Annotated in this window: 11 protein-coding genes; 2 read left to right on the top strand and 9 right to left on the bottom strand. The window is 73.4% G+C overall.

Features of this window, described 5'->3' with window-relative positions:
• Positions 1–9: 9 nt before the first annotated feature.
• The 7 genes from AB0J33_RS13720 to AB0J33_RS13690 all read right to left on the bottom strand — a co-directional run bounded on the left by AB0J33_RS13720 (position 10) and on the right by AB0J33_RS13690 (position 11,022).
• Positions 10–1,857, bottom strand: a complete 1,848-nt coding sequence (locus AB0J33_RS13720; RefSeq protein WP_363613235.1) for a prolyl oligopeptidase family serine peptidase — start codon at positions 1,855–1,857, stop codon at positions 10–12.
• On the bottom strand, positions 1,858–3,636 hold the full coding sequence (locus AB0J33_RS13715) for an N-acetylglutaminylglutamine amidotransferase (protein ID WP_363613233.1): 1,779 nt from the start codon (positions 3,634–3,636) through the stop codon (positions 1,858–1,860). It abuts the gene before it with no gap.
• Between the two features lie 99 nt (positions 3,637–3,735).
• Complete coding sequence (locus tag AB0J33_RS13710; protein ID WP_363613231.1) at positions 3,736–6,405, bottom strand: carboxylate--amine ligase/circularly permuted type 2 ATP-grasp protein; 2,670 nt, start codon at positions 6,403–6,405, stop codon at positions 3,736–3,738.
• A gap of 172 nt (positions 6,406–6,577) precedes the next feature.
• Positions 6,578–7,930, bottom strand: coding sequence for a cellulase family glycosylhydrolase (locus tag AB0J33_RS13705; RefSeq protein WP_363613229.1), 1,353 nt, complete (start codon positions 7,928–7,930; stop codon positions 6,578–6,580).
• 101 nt (positions 7,931–8,031) lie between these two features.
• A complete protein-coding gene (locus AB0J33_RS13700; protein ID WP_363613227.1) occupies positions 8,032–8,898 on the bottom strand; it encodes a hypothetical protein in 867 nt (288 codons plus the stop codon).
• Positions 8,899–9,033: 135 nt separating this feature from the next.
• Positions 9,034–9,636: a dihydrofolate reductase family protein gene (locus AB0J33_RS13695; RefSeq protein WP_363613225.1), complete on the bottom strand. Its 603-nt coding sequence runs from the start codon at positions 9,634–9,636 to the stop codon at positions 9,034–9,036.
• Between the two features lie 114 nt (positions 9,637–9,750).
• Positions 9,751–11,022, bottom strand: coding sequence for a GDSL-type esterase/lipase family protein (locus tag AB0J33_RS13690; protein WP_363613223.1), 1,272 nt, complete (start codon positions 11,020–11,022; stop codon positions 9,751–9,753).
• Positions 11,023–11,141: 119 nt separating this feature from the next.
• On the opposite strand from AB0J33_RS13690, the gene AB0J33_RS13685 reads away from it, so the two are divergent.
• On the top strand, positions 11,142–14,417 hold the full coding sequence (locus AB0J33_RS13685; protein ID WP_363613221.1) for a BTAD domain-containing putative transcriptional regulator: 3,276 nt from the start codon (positions 11,142–11,144) through the stop codon (positions 14,415–14,417).
• Between the two features lie 15 nt (positions 14,418–14,432).
• Here AB0J33_RS13685 and AB0J33_RS13680 read toward each other — a convergent pair whose 3' ends face one another.
• On the bottom strand, positions 14,433–14,915 hold the full coding sequence (locus tag AB0J33_RS13680) for an SRPBCC family protein (RefSeq protein ID WP_363613219.1): 483 nt from the start codon (positions 14,913–14,915) through the stop codon (positions 14,433–14,435).
• Positions 14,912–15,253, bottom strand: coding sequence for a metalloregulator ArsR/SmtB family transcription factor (locus AB0J33_RS13675; RefSeq protein ID WP_363613217.1), 342 nt, complete (start codon positions 15,251–15,253; stop codon positions 14,912–14,914). The genes AB0J33_RS13680 and AB0J33_RS13675 overlap by 4 nt, the downstream gene beginning before the upstream one ends.
• Before the next feature lie 108 nt (positions 15,254–15,361).
• Here AB0J33_RS13675 and AB0J33_RS13670 point away from each other — a divergent pair, with 108 nt between their 5' ends.
• On the top strand, positions 15,362–16,339 hold the full coding sequence (locus AB0J33_RS13670; RefSeq protein WP_363613215.1) for an aldo/keto reductase: 978 nt from the start codon (positions 15,362–15,364) through the stop codon (positions 16,337–16,339).
• The last annotated feature ends 139 nt before the right edge of the window (positions 16,340–16,478 follow it).

Here is a 16,478-nt window from a genome sequence, read left to right as displayed (position 1 = left end):
GATAACGCCTCAGCCGGCGACGCTCGCCGTCGCGGCGAGGTGCTCGGCCAGCCAGGCGGTGGTGGCCGTACGGGCCGCCTCGGCGTTGGCCCGCCCCAGGAAGTCGTGCCCCTCCCCCGCGAGCACCAGGTGCCCGTGCGGCACGCCCCGGGCGGCGAGCGCCCGCGCGACCTGCGTCGACTCGCCGGCCGGCACGTTGGTGTCGTTGGCGCCGTGGATCAGCAGCACCGGCACGTCCAGCCGGTCGATGTGGGTCAGCGGCGAGAGGTCGCGCAGCAGGTCCGCGTCCCGCTGCGGATCGCCGTACTTGCTGACGGCGGCTGCGGCGATCCACGGCTCGGTGCCGGCGAAGAAGGTCCGGAAGTCGGAGATGCCGCACTCGGCTACCCCGGCGGCGAACAGCCCGGGGAAGTTCACCAGCACCGCCAGGACCAGGTAACCGCCGTAGGAGCGGCCGAGGCAGCCGAGTTGACCGGGCCGGGCGACGCCACTGTCGACGAGGAAGTCGGCGCAGGCCGCCACGTCGGCGATCGCGCCGTACCGGCCGGCGAGGTTGTCGGCGGCGACGAAGGTGCGGCCGAACCCGGACGATCCGCGGACGTTTGGCGCGAAGACCGCGACGCCCTGCGCCACGAGGGCCTGGAACAGCGGGTTGTAGCCGGGACGCTCCTGCGCCTCCGGGCCTCCGTGCAGGCTGATCGCCGTCGGCCAGGGGCCCGGCCCGCTCGGGCGGTACAGCCAGCCGGAGAGCGGCAGCCCGTCGCGGGCCCGCAGGTCGACCAGTTGCGGCGCGACACCCGCGTCGTCGGTACGCGGTCCGGCGGCCTCCGACCGTAGCGGACGCGGCGCCCCGGTCGACGGGTCCACCAGCCACACCTCCCGGGGCTGCACCGGCCCCTGCGCGGTGAGGCAGAGCAGGCCGCCGTCGGCGGCGAAGACGGCATCCCCGATCACCTCACCGGGCGCGGCGACGGCCCGCTGCACGCCGCTGGCGAAGTCGAGCAGGCTCAGCTCGCTGCGCCCGCCGTAGGTGTTCCACAGCAGCGCCCCACGGTGCCCGTCCGCGCTCGGCGCGACGTGCTCCAACTCGGCGTCCGGTCGCCCGGCCAGCCGGGTCGGCGGCTGATCCGGTCGGGTCAGGTCGACCCGCACCAGCGCGGCCAGCTCCGAGTACGCGTCGGTGCGGGCCAGCACGCTCGTGCCGTCCGGGCCGAACCACCCCTGGTCGGTGCTGCCTCGCCCGGTGTCCGGGAGCAGCCGCCGTCGTACGCCGGTCACCACGTCGAGCAGCTCCAACCAGCGGGCGTTGCGCGGACCCCGGCGCAGCAGCGCCACGCCGGCGTCCGGGGTGACGTCCAGGAGGGTGAGGAGGTCACCCTCGGCGAGCACCCGCCGGTGGCCGGTGGCCGCGTCGACCAGGAGGGCCTGCCCGCGCTCGTCGGTCTCGGTGACCGCCAGCAACGCGCCATCGGGCAACCACCCGGCCAACGCGGCGCTGCGGCGGCCGAACCCGGCGACCTGGTGTCGAGCCGTACCGTCCGGGCGCAGCACCCACAGCTCGGTGCGGGGCGCACCGCCGGGGGCCACGACGCAGGCCAACCACTGGCCGTCCGGCGACCAGCTCAGCGCGAGCACCGGCTCGTCGCCGACGGGCAGTGCGACGGCCGCGCCCGCGCCGACCTCGCGGACCCAGACGCCGGGCGTGCCGGCCCCGGCGGCGAGGAACGCCACCCGACGACCGTCCGGGGACGGCGCGGGGGCGAACTCCTCGCTCACCGGTGCCGGCGAGTACACCGGCCGGGGGTTCGTGGGTCGGGCCCGCCGGGTGGTGCGCGGCGCCTCGGTCCGTACGCTCATCTAAACCCCGATCCGCTGCAACCAGAGCTCCAGCAGCCCGAGCTGCCAGAGCGCGTTGGAACCCAACGTGGTCCGCTGGGCGTTGGGCGCGTCCAGCAATTCCTCCAGGTAGTCCTTGCGGAACAGGCCCCGCTCGCGCGCCGGTCGGGCGGTCAGCGCGTCCCGCACGTCGTCGAGCAGCGGGCCGGAGAGGTGCCGGATGGCGGGCACCGGGAAGTAGCCCTTCGGCCGGTCGATCACCTCGTCCGGGACGATGCCCCGACTCGCCGCCTTCAGCACACCCTTGCCGCCCTGCGCCAGCTTCAGCGCGGGTGGGCAGGCGGCGGCCAGCTCGACCACCTCGTGGTCGAGAAACGGCACCCGGGCCTCCAGCCCCCAGGCCATCGTCATGTTGTCGACCCGCTTGACCGGGTCGTCGACAAGCATCACCAGGCTGTCCAGGCGCAGCGCCGCGTCCAGCGCGGTGTCCGCGCCGCGCCCGCCGAAGTGCGCGGCGACGAACTCCATGCTCGCGTCGTGGTCGAGCATCCACTCGGGCGCCAGGTGCCCGCCGAGCGCGTCGTGGCGACGGTCGAAGAACACCCGGGCGTACGCCTCGACGGCGTCCGCGCGGGCCACGTTCGCCATCGGCGGGTACCAGTCGTAGCCGGCGAGGATCTCGTCGGCGCCCTGCCCGGACTGCACCACCGTGATCCGCTGCGAGACCTCCTCGGAGAGCAGGTGGAACGCGACGCAGTCGTGGCTGACCATCGGCTCGCTCATCGCCGCGATGGCCTGGTGCACGGCGGGGACGAACCGCTGCGCGCCGATGCGGATCTGCTGGTGGTCGGTGGCGAAGTGGCGGGCCACCAGGTCGGAGTAGTGGAACTCGTCGCCGCTCTCCCCCGCCGCCGCCTCGAAACCGATGCTGAAGGTTGCCAGCCCGGTCTGACCCTGCTCGGCCAGCAGGGCGACGATCAGGCTGGAGTCGAGACCACCGGAGAGCAGCACGCCGACCGGCACGTCGGCGACCATCCGTCGGCGTACGGCGGTGCGCATCGCCGCCATGAGCCGTTCCTGCCACTCCTGGGTGGACATGGCAGCGGCGGCGGCCCGGTTGAACTCCGGCCGCCAGTAGGTGGTGTCGGTGCTCCGGCCGTCCGCGGTGATCACCCGCACGGTGGCCGGCGGCAGTTTGCGGACCCCGGCGAGGATCGTGCGCGGCGGCGGCACCACCGAGTGGAAGCTCATGTAGTGGTGCAGCGCCACCGGGTCGAGGTCGGTGTTCACGTCACCGGCGGCGAGCAGCGCCGGCAGGGTCGAGGCGAAACGCACCCGGCCCGGCCCCTCGGCCAGGTAGAGCGGTTTGATGCCGAGCCGGTCCCGGGCCAGCACCAGGGTGTGCGTGGCCAGCTCGACCAGGGCGAAGGCGAACATTCCGTAGAACCGCTCGACGCAGGCCGTCCCCCATTTGTGGTACGCCTTGAGGATCACCTCGGTGTCCGAGGTGGACCGGAAGGAGTAACCGGCGGCGATCAGCTCGTCGCGCAGCTCCCGGTAGTTGTAGATGCAGCCGTTGAAGACCATCGCCAGGCCCAGCTCGGGGTCGATCATCGGCTGGGCGCCCGCGTCGGACAGGTCGATGATGCGCAGCCGGCGGTGCACCAGGGCAAACGGTCCCTGCTGCCACCGGCCCTCGCCGTCCGGGCCCCGGGCGGCCAGGACGGGAAGCATCCGTTCGACGGCGGCCACGTCCGGTGGCGCCCCGTCGAGGCGGAACTCGCCTCCGATACCGCACATGGCACGCCCCTCTCATCGGCTCAAGACCGCTCGGGCCGCTGACCGGTCCAGGCTTGGCGGACCGGGTTGCGTCCCGATGACGGGTGGGTCAAGCGTGGGTTACACCGGTGGTTCGTCGGCTCCCCCGAGCAGCCAGGTGTCCTTCGACCCACCGCCACGCGACGAGTTGACGATCATGCTGCCGGCCGGCGCCACCCGGGTCAGCGCCACCGGCGCGACCTCGGCGGTGTCACCGAGGAACACGAACGCCCGCAGGTCGACGTGGCGCGGGGCGAGCGCCGTGCCGTCGAAGACCGGGTGGGTGGTCAGCGCGACCATCTCCTGGGCGATCCACCGGTGCGGGGCCGCGAGGATCTGCTCCCGGACCGCGTCCAGCTCCTCCGCCTCGGCCCGGGGGCCGATCACCACCCGGTCGCCGCCGTACCCGTCGACCGGCTTGAGCACCAACTCGTCGAGCCGGCCCAGCACCTCGCCGCGCTGCTCGGGCAGCCCGCACAGGTACGTCGGCACGTCGCCCAGCAACGGCTTCTCGCCCAGGTAGTACTCGATCAGCCGGGGCACGTACGCGTACAGCGCCTTGTCGTCGCCGACACCGTTGCCCAGCGCGTTGGCGAGCGTGAGTCGCCCGGCGTGCACCGCGGCGAGCAGCGGCCAGCCCAGCGGCACCCCGTTGGCGCCCGGCGCGTGCAGCAGCGCCTCCTCGTCCATCCGCAGGTAGATCACGTCGACCTCACGGCGGCAGCCCTCCCGGACCAGCCGCACCCGGCCCTCCTCGACCAGCAGGTCACTGGTCTCGGTCAGCGGCACCCCCATCTCGTCGGCGAGCAGCCGATGCTCGAACCACGCCGGATCACCCGGTCCGCTGCTGAGCACCACCACGGCCGGGTCGTCGGCCGCGGCGGGCGCGGCGGCGACCAGGGCCCGGTACAGCATCGCCGGCGTCTCGTCGGCGGGCAGCAGATCGGCCGGCACCGGCAGTTCCGGCAGCACCGCCTGGGTCAGCCGACGGTTCTGCACCGCGTAGCCGATCCCGGAGGGCACCCGCAGGTTGTCCTCCAGCACGTACCAGCCGCCGTCCGGGTCCCGCACGAGGTCGGTGCCGGACACCTGGGCGCGGGTGTTGCGCCGGCCCATCAGCGCCCCGGTCGGACGCAGCCCGGGTGAGGACTCCACCACCCACGCCGGCACCACGCCGTCGGCCACCACGGCCCGGTCGGCGTAGACGTCGCGCAGGAACGCGTCGAGGGCGCGGGCGCGCTGCACCAGGCCGCTGCGCAGGGTCCGCCAGTCGTCCGCGGGCACCACTCGCGGCACCAGGTCGACCGGGAAGAGTCGGGTGCTCGCCTCACCGGCCACGCTGAACGTCACCCCCCGGGCCCGCTGCTCCTCGTCCCGGTCGTGCTCCCGCTGGCGCAGGGTTGCGGCGCCGAGCTGGCGCAGGGCCGCGAGCAGCGGGGCGTACGCCGGCTGCGGCCCGGCCGGTCCGAAGACCTCGTCCCCGGCGTCGGCGTACGTGGGCAACGCCGGCGGTGTCGGCGCACCGGGCAGCGGCCCGCGGACCCGGCCCCGGGTCTCGTCGAGCAGCAGGTCGACCACGTCGGCCAACCGGCCACGCCGCTCGTACGCCCGCCGCTGCCGGGCCGCGGAGCTGCCGCGCTCCAGCGCGTACCGGGTCAGTTCGCTGACCTGCTCCCAGTCTCCGGTCGCCGCCAACTGCGGGCGCAGGTCGGTCACCAGGCGGCGGAGGGCCTCGGCGGCCGGCACCGGTCGGGCCGACCGGGGCAGGTCGAGCAGGTCACCTTCCAACCCGGAGCGGGCCGCCCGCCACACGGCGGCGCGTAGCACCGGTGGCCGTACGGCGGTGCGCTCCACACCGGCGCGCAGGGCGGCGACCTCCCGCCGGACGATCGCCCGGAACAGGCCGGTGAGCAGGACGATGGTCTCCACGTCGGCGTTGGCGTCGGTGATCCGTAGCTCCACGGTGGGCACGTGCGCCGACGGCCGGACATCGAAGTAGATCATGGCGGGGTCGGTGATGGTCTCGGAGGAGATCAGCTCGGCGACCAGCGCCTCGTGGTCGGCGGCGCTGCTCACCTCACCCGGGTCACCAGCGGTGGGCCAGCGTTGCCAGACCAACGACCGGACGCTGGCGTAACCGCTGTCCTGGCCCATCCAGTACGGAGAGCTGGTGGAGAGGGCGAGCAGCACCGGCAGCCACGGCTGGACCCGGCGGGTGACCGCCACCGCCAGGTCGCGGTCGGAGACGCCGACGTGCACCTGCGCGCCGCAGATCAGCTGCTCCCGGGCGAGCAGCTGGTACTCGTCGAGCATCCGGCGGTAGCGGGAGGTGGGGGTGACGCTGGGGTCGCCGTCGGCGCGCAACGGCACCGTACCGGCCGCCACGATGCCCAGCCCGGCCCGGTCGGCGACCTGGACGGCCGCCTGCCGCAGCCGGGTCAGCTCGGCGCGGATCTCGTCCAGGGTGCGGCAGACCGCGGTGTTGGTCTCCACCACGCTGCGGTGCAGCTCGGCGGTGAACGAGGCCGCCGGCAACCGGTCCAGCAACTCCCCGGCCCGGGGCACCAACTCGCGGGTGTGCAGGTCGACGACGTGGAACTCCTCCTCCACACCGATGGTCGCCAGGTCCGCCGGGTCGCCGTCGTCCAGCCCCGGAGCCGGGTCGGTGCGGGGGGTGGGCAGGATCCGGCCGTTGCCGGACCGGCCCACCGGCCCGTCGTACGTCGGCGCGTTCGTGGTGTTGTCGGCCATGGTCACCCCGGTTCGCGTGTCGGTGGTCTCGACTGTCCGACGAGCGTTCCCAGGGTCGGTACCGGGGGTGTTTCCGGCGCATTAAGGGTTTGGTGATGTCGGGGCCTCCCGCCGGCCCGGACACCCCGACATCGACGATGCCGGGCCGATCACCATCGGACAGCGGCCGGGGTCACCGCATGTTCGCCACCACGAACGGCGCGTGGCCGTGCAGGTAGTTGGTCCACCCGCCGGTCACCGGCGCACCCGGGCTGAGCAGGTTGGTGGTGTCAGTGCCGACGTCGAGCTTCCAGGCCGTCCAGGAGATGCCGTTCTGCCTCATCCAGTCGATCCAGGACTGCGCCTCCGGCAGGCAGGCCCGGCCGTCGAGGCCGCCGTCGGCGTTGCTCGCGCCCCACTCGGTGACGAACAGCGCCAGCCCCGCGCGGATCGCCGCGTCGCCCTTGGCGCGCAGCGACGCCCCGTGGGTGCAGGAGTAGAAGTGCAGCGTGTACATCAGGTTGGTGCCGGTGACGGGGCTGGCCGCCGCGACGTCCACGTCCTGCGACCAGGTCGGGGTGCCGAGCACGATGATGTTGTCCGGGTCGGCGGCGCGGATCGCGGACACCACCGCCTGGTGGTACGGCTTGATGACGGTGGTCCAACTCACCTGGAGCGGCTCGTTGTAGGGCTCCCAGATGACGTTGGGCAGGTTGCCGTAACGGCGGGCCAGGTCACCGAAGAACGCCACCGCCTGGGACTGGTTGTTCTGCGCCTCGTGCGCGTGCCAGTCGACGATCACGTACACCCCGGCGGTGACCGCGTTGTTGATGATGGTCTCCACCTGCGCACGCGCCTTGGCCGGGTCGCTGAGGTACGCGCCCGCCGGCTCCACGCCCATGGCCGCGCGGATCACCTGGAGGTTCCAGTTGTCCCGCATCCAGGTCAACGCGGAGAGGTTCTCGGCGTACGGGGCGGTCTCCCAGTTGAGCCACATGCTGCTGATGCCGCGCAGCTGCACCCGGGCCCCGGACCTGTCGCACATCGTCGTGCCGCAGACCCGCAACTGCCCGTACCGCTCGACCGGCGTGCCGGTGGTCGGGGGTGGGGTGGTCGGGGGCGGGGTGGTGGGCGGCGGGGTGGTGGGCGGTGGGCCGCCGGCGCAGGACGCGCCGTTCACGGTGCAGTTGACCGGGGTGCCGACGCCGTTGACGAGGAAGCCGAAGGAGGCCGAGGCACCGGCGGCGAGCGTCCCGTTCCAGGACACGTTGGCGAAGGTGTAGTGGTTGCCGGAGGTCGTCTGCTGCGTGTTCCACGACTGGCTGACGGTCGAGCCGGCCGGCAGGTCGAATTCGACCCGCCAACCGGTGATCTGTGCGGAGGTGTCGTTGGTGACGGTGAACTGCCCCTGGTAGCCACTGCCCCAGTTGTTCGTCACGGAGAACACGGCGGTCGCCGCGCTGGCCGGTGTGGCGGCGACCGCCGCCACACCGCCGGCGAGCAGGCCGGCGACGGCCAGAGTCGTGACAAGTCTCAGTGTGCGCATGGTGAACCCGCTTCGGATCGACGGTGGTGGTCTGAGGCGGGGCGGCGCCTTCGCGCACGATATCGATCAATGCCGATGCGGGCAAGGCGGCGTCGGCCGGGTCAGCGCCGCCGCCACCGGAAAAGACGGGCACCGGCCGCACTCCCCGTGGGCACGCCGTCGCGGCCCAGCAACTCGGCGGCCACGCGTAGGTTCTGGGCGGGCTGTTCGGCCGCCGACCCCAGCAGCTTCACCAGCCGGTTGCCCAACGCCAGCATGACGCCCGCGCGCTCGACGTCGCCGGTCATGGCCAGGCACCGGGCGTACACCCCGTAGGTGTCCGCCATCTCCCGGAGGCTGAGCGGACGGGCCGGGTCGAGCAGCGCCTGGCGTAGTTCGCAGGCCCGTGCCGCCGCCAGCGCCGCGTCCCGGAGCCCGTCGGCCGACGCGGGCCGGGTGAGGTGCCGGTGCAGCAACGCGGTCGCCTGGTGGTGGTACGCCGCACCCAGCGCCCGCCGGGTGCGGGGTCCGGCCGACGGCGGGGCCCCGACGGCGGCCAGACCCACCGCGACCGCCCGGCCGAGCAACTCCCTGCGGGTGGCCGGCTGACCGGCGGTGAACGCCACCTCCGCGAGATCCACCAACGCGGTGACCAGCTCCGCGAGCGCCTCGTCCCGGGGCGCGGCCGTCACCTCGCCAACCTCGGCGGCCACCGCGTCGTGCACCCGCTCGAAGATCGCCACCGCCTCGCCGCCGGGCGCCATCGCCTCGGCGGCCCGACCGTGTGCGGCCAGCAGCATCCCGCGCCGCCGCAGCGCCCGCGCCAACTGCTGCCGGTCGTGACGACCGGGGCGACCCGGCCCCTGCGCCGCCTCCCGGTAGGCGTCGATCACCCGCAGCCACAGGCGGTCGGCCTCCGGCCAGTCATCCCGTCGCCGCGACCACTCCCGCGCCTGCTCGAACAGCCTGGCCCGCTCGTCCGGTCCCACGCCCCGCACCGCCCTCCACACCGGCCACCCGCAGCCCAGACAGTGACCAACGTCGATTCTACGGGTCGGCGGCGCGAGCCGGTCCGCGACCGGCGTGACGGGGACCGGCCTCGACCGGGCCGGCCCCCGTGGCGTTCAGGACTCCCGGCGTACCCGGTAGGCGAGGTGGGTGACCCCGTCGCCCTCGACGACGCGGAACGGACCGTCCAGCTGAAGGGGCGCGATCTTCAGATCGGCGAAGAGCGGTACGCCGGCGCCGAGCAGGACCGGAACGAGGTCGACGTGCACCTCGTCGAGCAGACCGGCCTCGACGACCTGGGCGGCGATGGTGCCGCCGTTGACACCGACCTCCTTGTCACCGGCGAGCGCCGTCGCGCGGGCGACGGCGCTCTCGATGCCGTCGGTGACGAACACGAAGGAGTCGCCCTCCGGCTCCCAGCCCTCCGGCACGCGATGCGTGACCACCACGACGGGGACGTCCATCGGGTGCCGGCCACCCCACCCGCCGGTGATGTCGAAGAGCCGCCGGCCGACGACGAGCGCGCCGGTCCGCTCGGTGAGAGCCCGCAGGTGCCGGGCACTCGCGGCGGAGGTCCGAAAGGTCATCTCGGGATGAGCCGTCGGCGTCTCGACGTCGCCGTTGGCGTACCACTGGAAGAGGTGTTCGAAGCCACCGTGGGACGCGTCCGCGATGTAACCGTCCAGCGACATCGTCGCGCCGGTCGTCACCTTCGTCATCGATCCACTCCTTGCTCGGTGCTGGGTCAGCCTGGCGGTGGGACCGGCTGTGCCCGGCCCTCACCCCATGGTCGAAGCCGGCGCGACCGTCCTCGACACGTCCGGCGAAACTTCTCAGCGGATCCGTGCGGCGACGGCGGCAGCGGCAGCGGTCGCCCCGGCGTCGTTGAAGTGCAGGTGGTCGCCGTGGTCGTACGCGGGCCGCAGGGCGTCCGGGTCGGCCGGGTCGGCGAGGACCCGGTCGAGGTCGACCACGGCGTCGTACTCGCCACCGTCGCGGATCCAGCGGTTCACCTCGTCGCGGACCTTCTCGTTGGGCGGAGTGTCGTAGCCGGTCGCGTTCTTCATCGGCGGCATCGTGACGCCGATGACGGTGACCCGCTCGGCACGGGCGGCCCGGATCAGCGTCCGGTGCCCGTCGATGAGCTGGGCAGCGGTCACCACCGGGGAGGCGCCGCATCCGAAGTCGGGGTAGCCACCGCCGCCGATGTCGTTGATGCCGATCAGGACCACCGCGACGCGCACGCCGGGTTGCCCGAGCGCGTCGCGCCGGAACCGGGTGACGCCCCGCTCGCCGTAACACGTCGAGTCGGCGAGCAGTTTGTTGCCGCCGATCCCGGCGTTGGCGACGGCCAGCGGGCGCCCGGCGCCGACCAACTGCTCGGCCAACTGGTCCGGGTAACGGTTGTCGGCGGCGGGAGTGGAACCGTAGCCGTCGGTCTGTGAGTCGCCGAAGGTCACGACCGTGCCCCGGGTGCGGGGCGACCCGGCGACGTCCACGCCGGCCAGGTGGTACCAGGACTGGCTGGTCTCGCCGGTGAACGCGGCGGCACGGTGATCGAAGCGGTGGTCACCCGTGGCGCGGTAGGTGCTGGTGAGCCCGCTCTGGTGGAACGTCGCCGGGCCGGTGGGGCCGGCGAAGTACAGCGTGACGGTCAACGCCTCCAGCGCCCGTACCGGCAGGGGCACCGGATCGGAGGTCAGCTCGGCTCCGGCGGGCACGGTGGTCGACCGTCGGTGGTCGAAGGTGATCGGAAGCAGGCTGCCGGGTCGCACCGCCGCACCGGAGGTGGGACGGCCGACGGTGGCGCCGGTCAGTCGCAACGGTTGGCTGCCGTACCGGTTGGACAGTCGGATCCGGATGAGGGAGCCGGCCGCGCTGACCCGGACCACCTGTCGTACCGACTGGTCGGCGAAGCCGGGTACGGACCAGTTCGGGCCGTCCCAGTCGTTGCCCGGCACGGGGTGGTGGTGCGCCGTCGACCAGGCCGCCGACCAGCCGCCCGGGCTGTCCCGCCCGGTGGTCGTGGCGCTCGCCGGGACGGCCGGCACCAGCAGGAGCAGAGTGGTGAGTACGGGGACGACGCGGCCTGTCGACAGGTTCATGGGAGTATCCCTTTCGGATCTGCGGTGGGTGTTGCGACGTGGTCCACCCTGCGCCGACCGCCTTACCGTTTCTTTACGCTGTTCTCTCCCCCGGCGGGTGGGGTCGTATCCTGGCCGCCATGCGGTTCGGGGTGCTGGGCCCGTTGACGGTGTGGACCACGCGCGGCGCGGTGGTCGCGGTTCCCGGAGTGAAGGTTCGGACCCTGCTCGCCGCGTTGCTGCTGCACGACGGGCAACCGGTGCCGGCGGATCGGCTCATCGACTACCTGTGGGGCGACGCGCCGCCGACCAACGCCGCTGGAGCGCTGTCCGCCAAGGTGTCCCAGCTGCGTCGGGTGCTGGCCGACGCCGAGCCGGGCGCCCGGGAACTGGTGCGGTCGCCGCCGCCCGGTTACCGGATCCTCGTCGATCGCGACGATGTCGACGCCGGCCGGTTCCAGCGGTTGGTGTCGGAGGCTCGCGGTGCCCAGGACCGGCGATCCCGCGTCGCGCTCTTCTCGGCGGCGCTCGCGCTGTGGCGGGGGCCCGCCTTCGCCGACTTTCGCGACGCGTCGTTCACCACCGCCGCGGTGGCGGGGCTTGAGGAGCAACGGCTCCTCGTCAGCGAGGAGTGTCTCGACGACCGGCTGGCGCTGGGCGAACACGCGGAGGTCGTCGGTGACCTCGGCGATCTGCTGGCCCGGCAGCCGCTGCGCGAACGTGCGCGGGGGCTGCACATGCTCGCCCTGTACCGGGCCGGGCGACAGTCCGAGGCGTTGAACAGCTACGACGAGCTGCGGGTCCGGCTCCGCGACGAGTTGGGGCTCGACCCCGCGCCCGAGCTGGCCGCGCTGCACCGGCGCATCCTCGCCCACGATCCGACGCTCGCCGTGGCGGAGGCGCCCGCGAGCACGGGCCGCCCGGCCGCCGGGACGGCCGTCCCCGCGCGGACGAACCTGCCGACCCCGTTGACCGAGCTGATCGGCCGTGAGACCGACACCGCCGAGTTGGCCAAGGAGTTGGAGCGCAACCGCCTGGTCACCCTCACCGGAATCGGCGGCGTCGGTAAGACCCGGCTCGCACTGGAGGTCGCTCGGACGTCCGCGTTGGCAGCCGGGGCGTCGCTGGTGGAGCTGGCCGGCATCGAGCGGTCCGACGCGCCCGACCTGGTGGACGCGTTGGCGGGCCTGGTGCTGGCGGTACTCGACGTCCGCGACGCCGCCGAGGCTGGCACGGCGAGCACGCCGGTGGACCGGCTCACCCGGGTCCTGGGCGACCGTCGGCTCCTGCTCGTGCTGGACAACTGCGAGCACCTGGTGGAGCCCGTCGCGGAGCTGACCGCCGCGCTGCTGCGGGCGGCACCCGGGTTGCACGTGCTGGCGACCAGCCGCGAGCCGCTCGGGCTGGCCGGCGAGGTGGTGTGGGCCGTACCGCCGCTGCCGGTGCCCGACACGACCGGCGGGACGGATCTGACCACCCTGGAACGCTCCGGCGCGGTACGGCTCTTCGTCACCCGGTCCGCCGCGGCCGACCGGGGTTTCGTGCTCACCGCCGAGAACGCCGTGGCCGTCGCCACCCTGTGTCGCCGACTCGACGGGATTCCGTTGGCACTGGAGTTGGCGGCCACCCAGGTTCGCGGGCTGGGCGTGCAGGGTCTGGTCGCCGGGCTCGGCGACAGGTTCCGGTTGCTGGGCGCCCGGCACCGGGGCGTACCACCTCGGCAGCGGACGCTGCTGGCGATGCTCGACTGGAGTTGGCAGCTGCTCACCGAGGCGGAACGGGTGGTGTGGCGGCGGCTGGCCGCGTACGCCGACGGGGGTGGCATCGACGCGGTGCGGGCGGTCTGCGCGCCCGACGGCGTGCCCGCCGCGAGCATCGCGGATCTACTGGCCCGTCTCGTCGACCGGTCGTTGGTCGTCGTCGCGCCTCGCGACGGTACGCCGCATTTTCGGCTGCTGGAATCCGTCGCCGCCTTCGGCGTCGACCAGATGCGCGCGGCCGGTGAACTCGACCAGGTCCGCTCCCGGGCCCACCGCTACCACGCCGATCTGGCCGAGCAGGCGCAGCACCAGCTGCACGGTCCGGGTCAACGCCGCTGGTTGCGGCGGCTCGACGCCGAGTCCGCCAATCTGCGGGGCGCGCTGGACGCCGCGGTGCGTCAGCGCGACGGGGACCTCGCGCTGCGCCTGGCCAACGCGCTGAGCTGGTACTGGTTCCTTCGCGGCCGGTTCACCGAGGCGCGGCGGCGGCTCCGGGCGGCGCTGGACTGCCCGTCCGACGGCGGCGCCGCCCCCCGCTCCCGGGCCGTGGCCTGGCATCTCGGGTTCGCTCTCCTGTCCGGCGACGTCGTGGACTGGCCGGCGCGCCACCGCGCGGCCATCGAGGGGTACGCGGACGTCGACGACCCGCAGGACCGCATCCGGGCGCAGTGGTTCCTGGCCTACGCCGAGGTGGACCTCGGTGACGTGACGGCGACCGGTGAGCTGCTCGACCGGGTCGTGGCCGAGGCGCGGCTGCTGGGCGACGAGTGGGTCCTGGCCGCCACGCTCGGTCTGCGTGCCAAGCACGCGCACACCCGGGGGGACGGTCCGGCGGTGGCACGGGACGGGGCCGAGAGCGCGGCGTTGTTCCAGCGGCTCGGTGACCGGTGGGGGCTGATGCAGGCCACGGAGTGGCTCGGCGCCCAGGCGGCTCTGGCCGGTGACTACGAGCGGGCCGATCGGTTGTACCGGGAAGGGTTCCGGGTGGCCGAGGACCTGGGGTTGTGGTTCGAGATGTCCGGCCAGCTCTGCTGGCTGGGCTGGGTGGCGCTGCAACGGGGTGACTACCCGAAGGCGTGGGAGCTCTGCGCTCGGGGGCTGCGGCTGGCCACCGAGCAGGGCTCTCCGCTCGGCATCGTGTTCGCGGAGCTGTGTCTCGCCGCCGCCGCGCGGCGGGAGGGCAGCCTCGACACGGCAGAAGCCCACCTGCGCAACCTGTTGGACGCGGCCGCGCGGCAGCAGGACGGACCGGGACAGCCCCTCTACCTGACCGGGGTCCTGGCCGAGCTGGGGTACGTCGCCGAACTGCGCGGTGACCCGGCGGCGGCGCTCGGTTGGCACCTGCGGGCCGCCGATGTCGCGGCGGAACTCGGTGCCGACCAGGACCCGTGGCAGGTCCTGGTCGGCGTGGCCGCCGCCGGTGACCGCCCGCGGGATGCGGCCCGGTTGCTCGGAGCGGCGGCGGCGAACCGGGAGGCGGCGGCGCTCCCGCTGGCCCCGGCCGATCGACCGGACGTGCAGCGGGCGACTGCCCGGGCCGTGGCGGCGCTGGGGGTCGACGACTTCGCCGTGGCCTACGAGCAGGGGCGACGACTGTCGCACGAGGACGTCCGGCGACTCGTCCGCCACGCGGGCGTGGCGGCCGTGCGCGGCTAGCCGGGGCTGTGCTGGTCAGCCGGCCTTGACGAGATCGACCAGTTGGTCCAGCGCCGCGCCCCAGCCCTCGTGGAAGCCCATCTCCTCGTGCGACTTCTTCGCCGACGCGTCGGCGTGGATCGCGACGGCGGTGTACTTCGTGCCGGCGCCGTCCGGCTCGATCCGGACCACGGCGGTGAACGGAAAGCCGTCCTCGGTGACCTGCGGGCGGAACCCGGGGCCGAGGGCGGAGGTGAAGACCAGCGTCGAGCCCTCATCGACCGCCAGGATGCAGCCACTGCTCGGGAACTCCTGGCCCTCCGGCGAGCGCATGGTGGTGTCGAACCGGCCGCCGGGCCGCAGGTCGATCTCGCAGGCGACGGTCGACCAGGGCTTCGGGCTGAACCACTGCATCAGCAGCTCGGGTGTGGTCCAGGCTCGCCAGACCAGCTCGGGTGCCACGTCGACGCGGCGCTCCAGGACGAGGTCGAGTTCAGGGTTCACGGTGTAGACGGTCATCGTTGTTGCTCCTTGAGGTCGTAGAGAAGCGAGTCGAGCTGGTCGAGGCGTCGGGTCCAGCGCGCCCGCTGCGCGGCGAGCCAGCTGTCGAGGTGTTCCAGTGGTTCGGGTGCGAGCCGATAGGTGCGCACCCGGCCCTGCTTGTCCGACGTCACCAGGCCCGAGCGTTCGAGGACGTGCAGGTGCTGGGTGAACGACGGCAGGGCCATGTCGAAGGGACGGGCCAGCTCACTGGTCGTGGCCGGCCCCTGGGCGAGGCGCTCCACGACCTGGCGGCGGGTGGGGTCGGACAGCGCGTGCAGCACACCGTCGAGCGTGCCCCCCACTTGCTTAGCCATGTGCCTAACTATGCCGGCAGGACATCACTTAGGTCAAGTCCTAAGTGATGTCCTGCCGGGCCCGCCTCGGCGGTGCGGGTCGGTCGCCCCGGTCGTAGCGTGGGGCACATGCGAACCACCACGCTGGGCAGCGCCGGCCCCGAGGTCGGCGTCATCGGCCTCGGCTGCATGGGCATGAGCCACGGCTACGACATCACCGGCCCTCGCGACGACGACACCTCGATCGCCGTCATCCGACAGGCACTGGACCTGGGCGCGACGCTGATCGACACGTCGGACGTGTACGGGCCGTACACCAACGAGGAGTTGGTGGGGCGGGCGCTGGCCGGCGGCCACCGGGAATGCGCCGTGCTGGCGACGAAGGTCGGCCTGGTGGCCACCTCCCCCACCGGCGGCCCCGGCAACTCCCCGAAGATCGGCAACAACGGCCGCCCGGGGCACATCCGCGCGGCCATCGACGACAGCCTGCGTCGGCTCGGCACCGACCACGTCGACCTCTACCAGTTGCACCGGGTCGACCCGGAGGTGCCCATCGAGGAGTCCTGGGGCGCGATGGCCGAGGTCGTGGCGGCGGGCAAGGCTCGGCAGATCGGGCTCTCCGAGGTGACGGTCGCCCAGATCACGCGGGCCCAGGCGGTGCACCCGGTGGCGTCGGTGCAGTCCGAGCTGTCACTGTGGACGCGCGACCCGTTGACCGAGGTGTTGCCGTACTGCGCCGAGCAGGGCATCGCCTTCCTGCCGTTCTCCCCGCTCGGTCGCGGTTTCCTCACCGGCCGGTTCGCCTCGTTCGACGACCTGCCCGCCGACGACTTCCGGCGTGGCCTGCCGCGCTTCCAGCAGGACGCGCTGCGCGCCAACCTCGCCATCGTCGCCCGGGTCCGGGAGATCGCCGACCGGGCGGGCGTCAGCCCCGCGCAGGTCGCGCTGGCCTGGGTGATCGGCCAGGGCGACCTGGTGATTCCGATTCCTGGCACCAAGACCCCAAAGTACCTGGTGGACAACTGTGCCGCCGCCGACGTGCGGCTGGGCGCCGAGGACCTGGCCGACCTGGACGCGCTGCCCGCACCCGAGGGTGGCCGCTACTGAGCCTCCGGCGGCCCGGCACCACGCGGCCGGGGCCCCCCCCCCCCCCCCCCCCCAAACCCCCCCCCCCCCCCGGCGGGGGGGTAGGGAGAGTGGGTTTGGTGGGGGGGTTTGTATGGGGTGTGGGGGGGGGAGGTATAAA

This window comes from Micromonospora sp. NPDC049645, from assembly GCF_040675155.1.
GTDB lineage: Bacteria > Actinomycetota > Actinomycetes > Mycobacteriales > Micromonosporaceae > Micromonospora.
This window is presented reverse-complemented; position numbering and strand designations above follow the sequence as displayed.

Bases quoted from the DNA above. Each gene is read 5' to 3' on its own strand.
- AB0J33_RS13715 (WP_363613233.1), bottom strand. From the start codon at position 3,636: ATGTGCGGTATCGGAGGCGAGTTCCGCCTCGACGGGGCGCCACCGGAC.
- AB0J33_RS13710 (WP_363613231.1), bottom strand. From the start codon at position 6,405: ATGGCCGACAACACCACGAACGCGCCGACGTACGACGGGCCGGTGGGC.
- AB0J33_RS13720 (WP_363613235.1), bottom strand. From the start codon at position 1,857: ATGAGCGTACGGACCGAGGCGCCGCGCACCACCCGGCGGGCCCGACCC.
- AB0J33_RS13705 (WP_363613229.1), bottom strand. From the start codon at position 7,930: ATGCGCACACTGAGACTTGTCACGACTCTGGCCGTCGCCGGCCTGCTC.
- AB0J33_RS13695 (WP_363613225.1), bottom strand. From the start codon at position 9,636: ATGACGAAGGTGACGACCGGCGCGACGATGTCGCTGGACGGTTACATC.
- AB0J33_RS13675 (WP_363613217.1), bottom strand. From the start codon at position 15,253: ATGGCTAAGCAAGTGGGGGGCACGCTCGACGGTGTGCTGCACGCGCTG.
- AB0J33_RS13685 (WP_363613221.1), top strand. From the start codon at position 11,142: ATGCGGTTCGGGGTGCTGGGCCCGTTGACGGTGTGGACCACGCGCGGC.
- AB0J33_RS13670 (WP_363613215.1), top strand. From the start codon at position 15,362: ATGCGAACCACCACGCTGGGCAGCGCCGGCCCCGAGGTCGGCGTCATC.
- AB0J33_RS13690 (WP_363613223.1), bottom strand. From the start codon at position 11,022: ATGAACCTGTCGACAGGCCGCGTCGTCCCCGTACTCACCACTCTGCTC.
- AB0J33_RS13680 (WP_363613219.1), bottom strand. From the start codon at position 14,915: ATGACCGTCTACACCGTGAACCCTGAACTCGACCTCGTCCTGGAGCGC.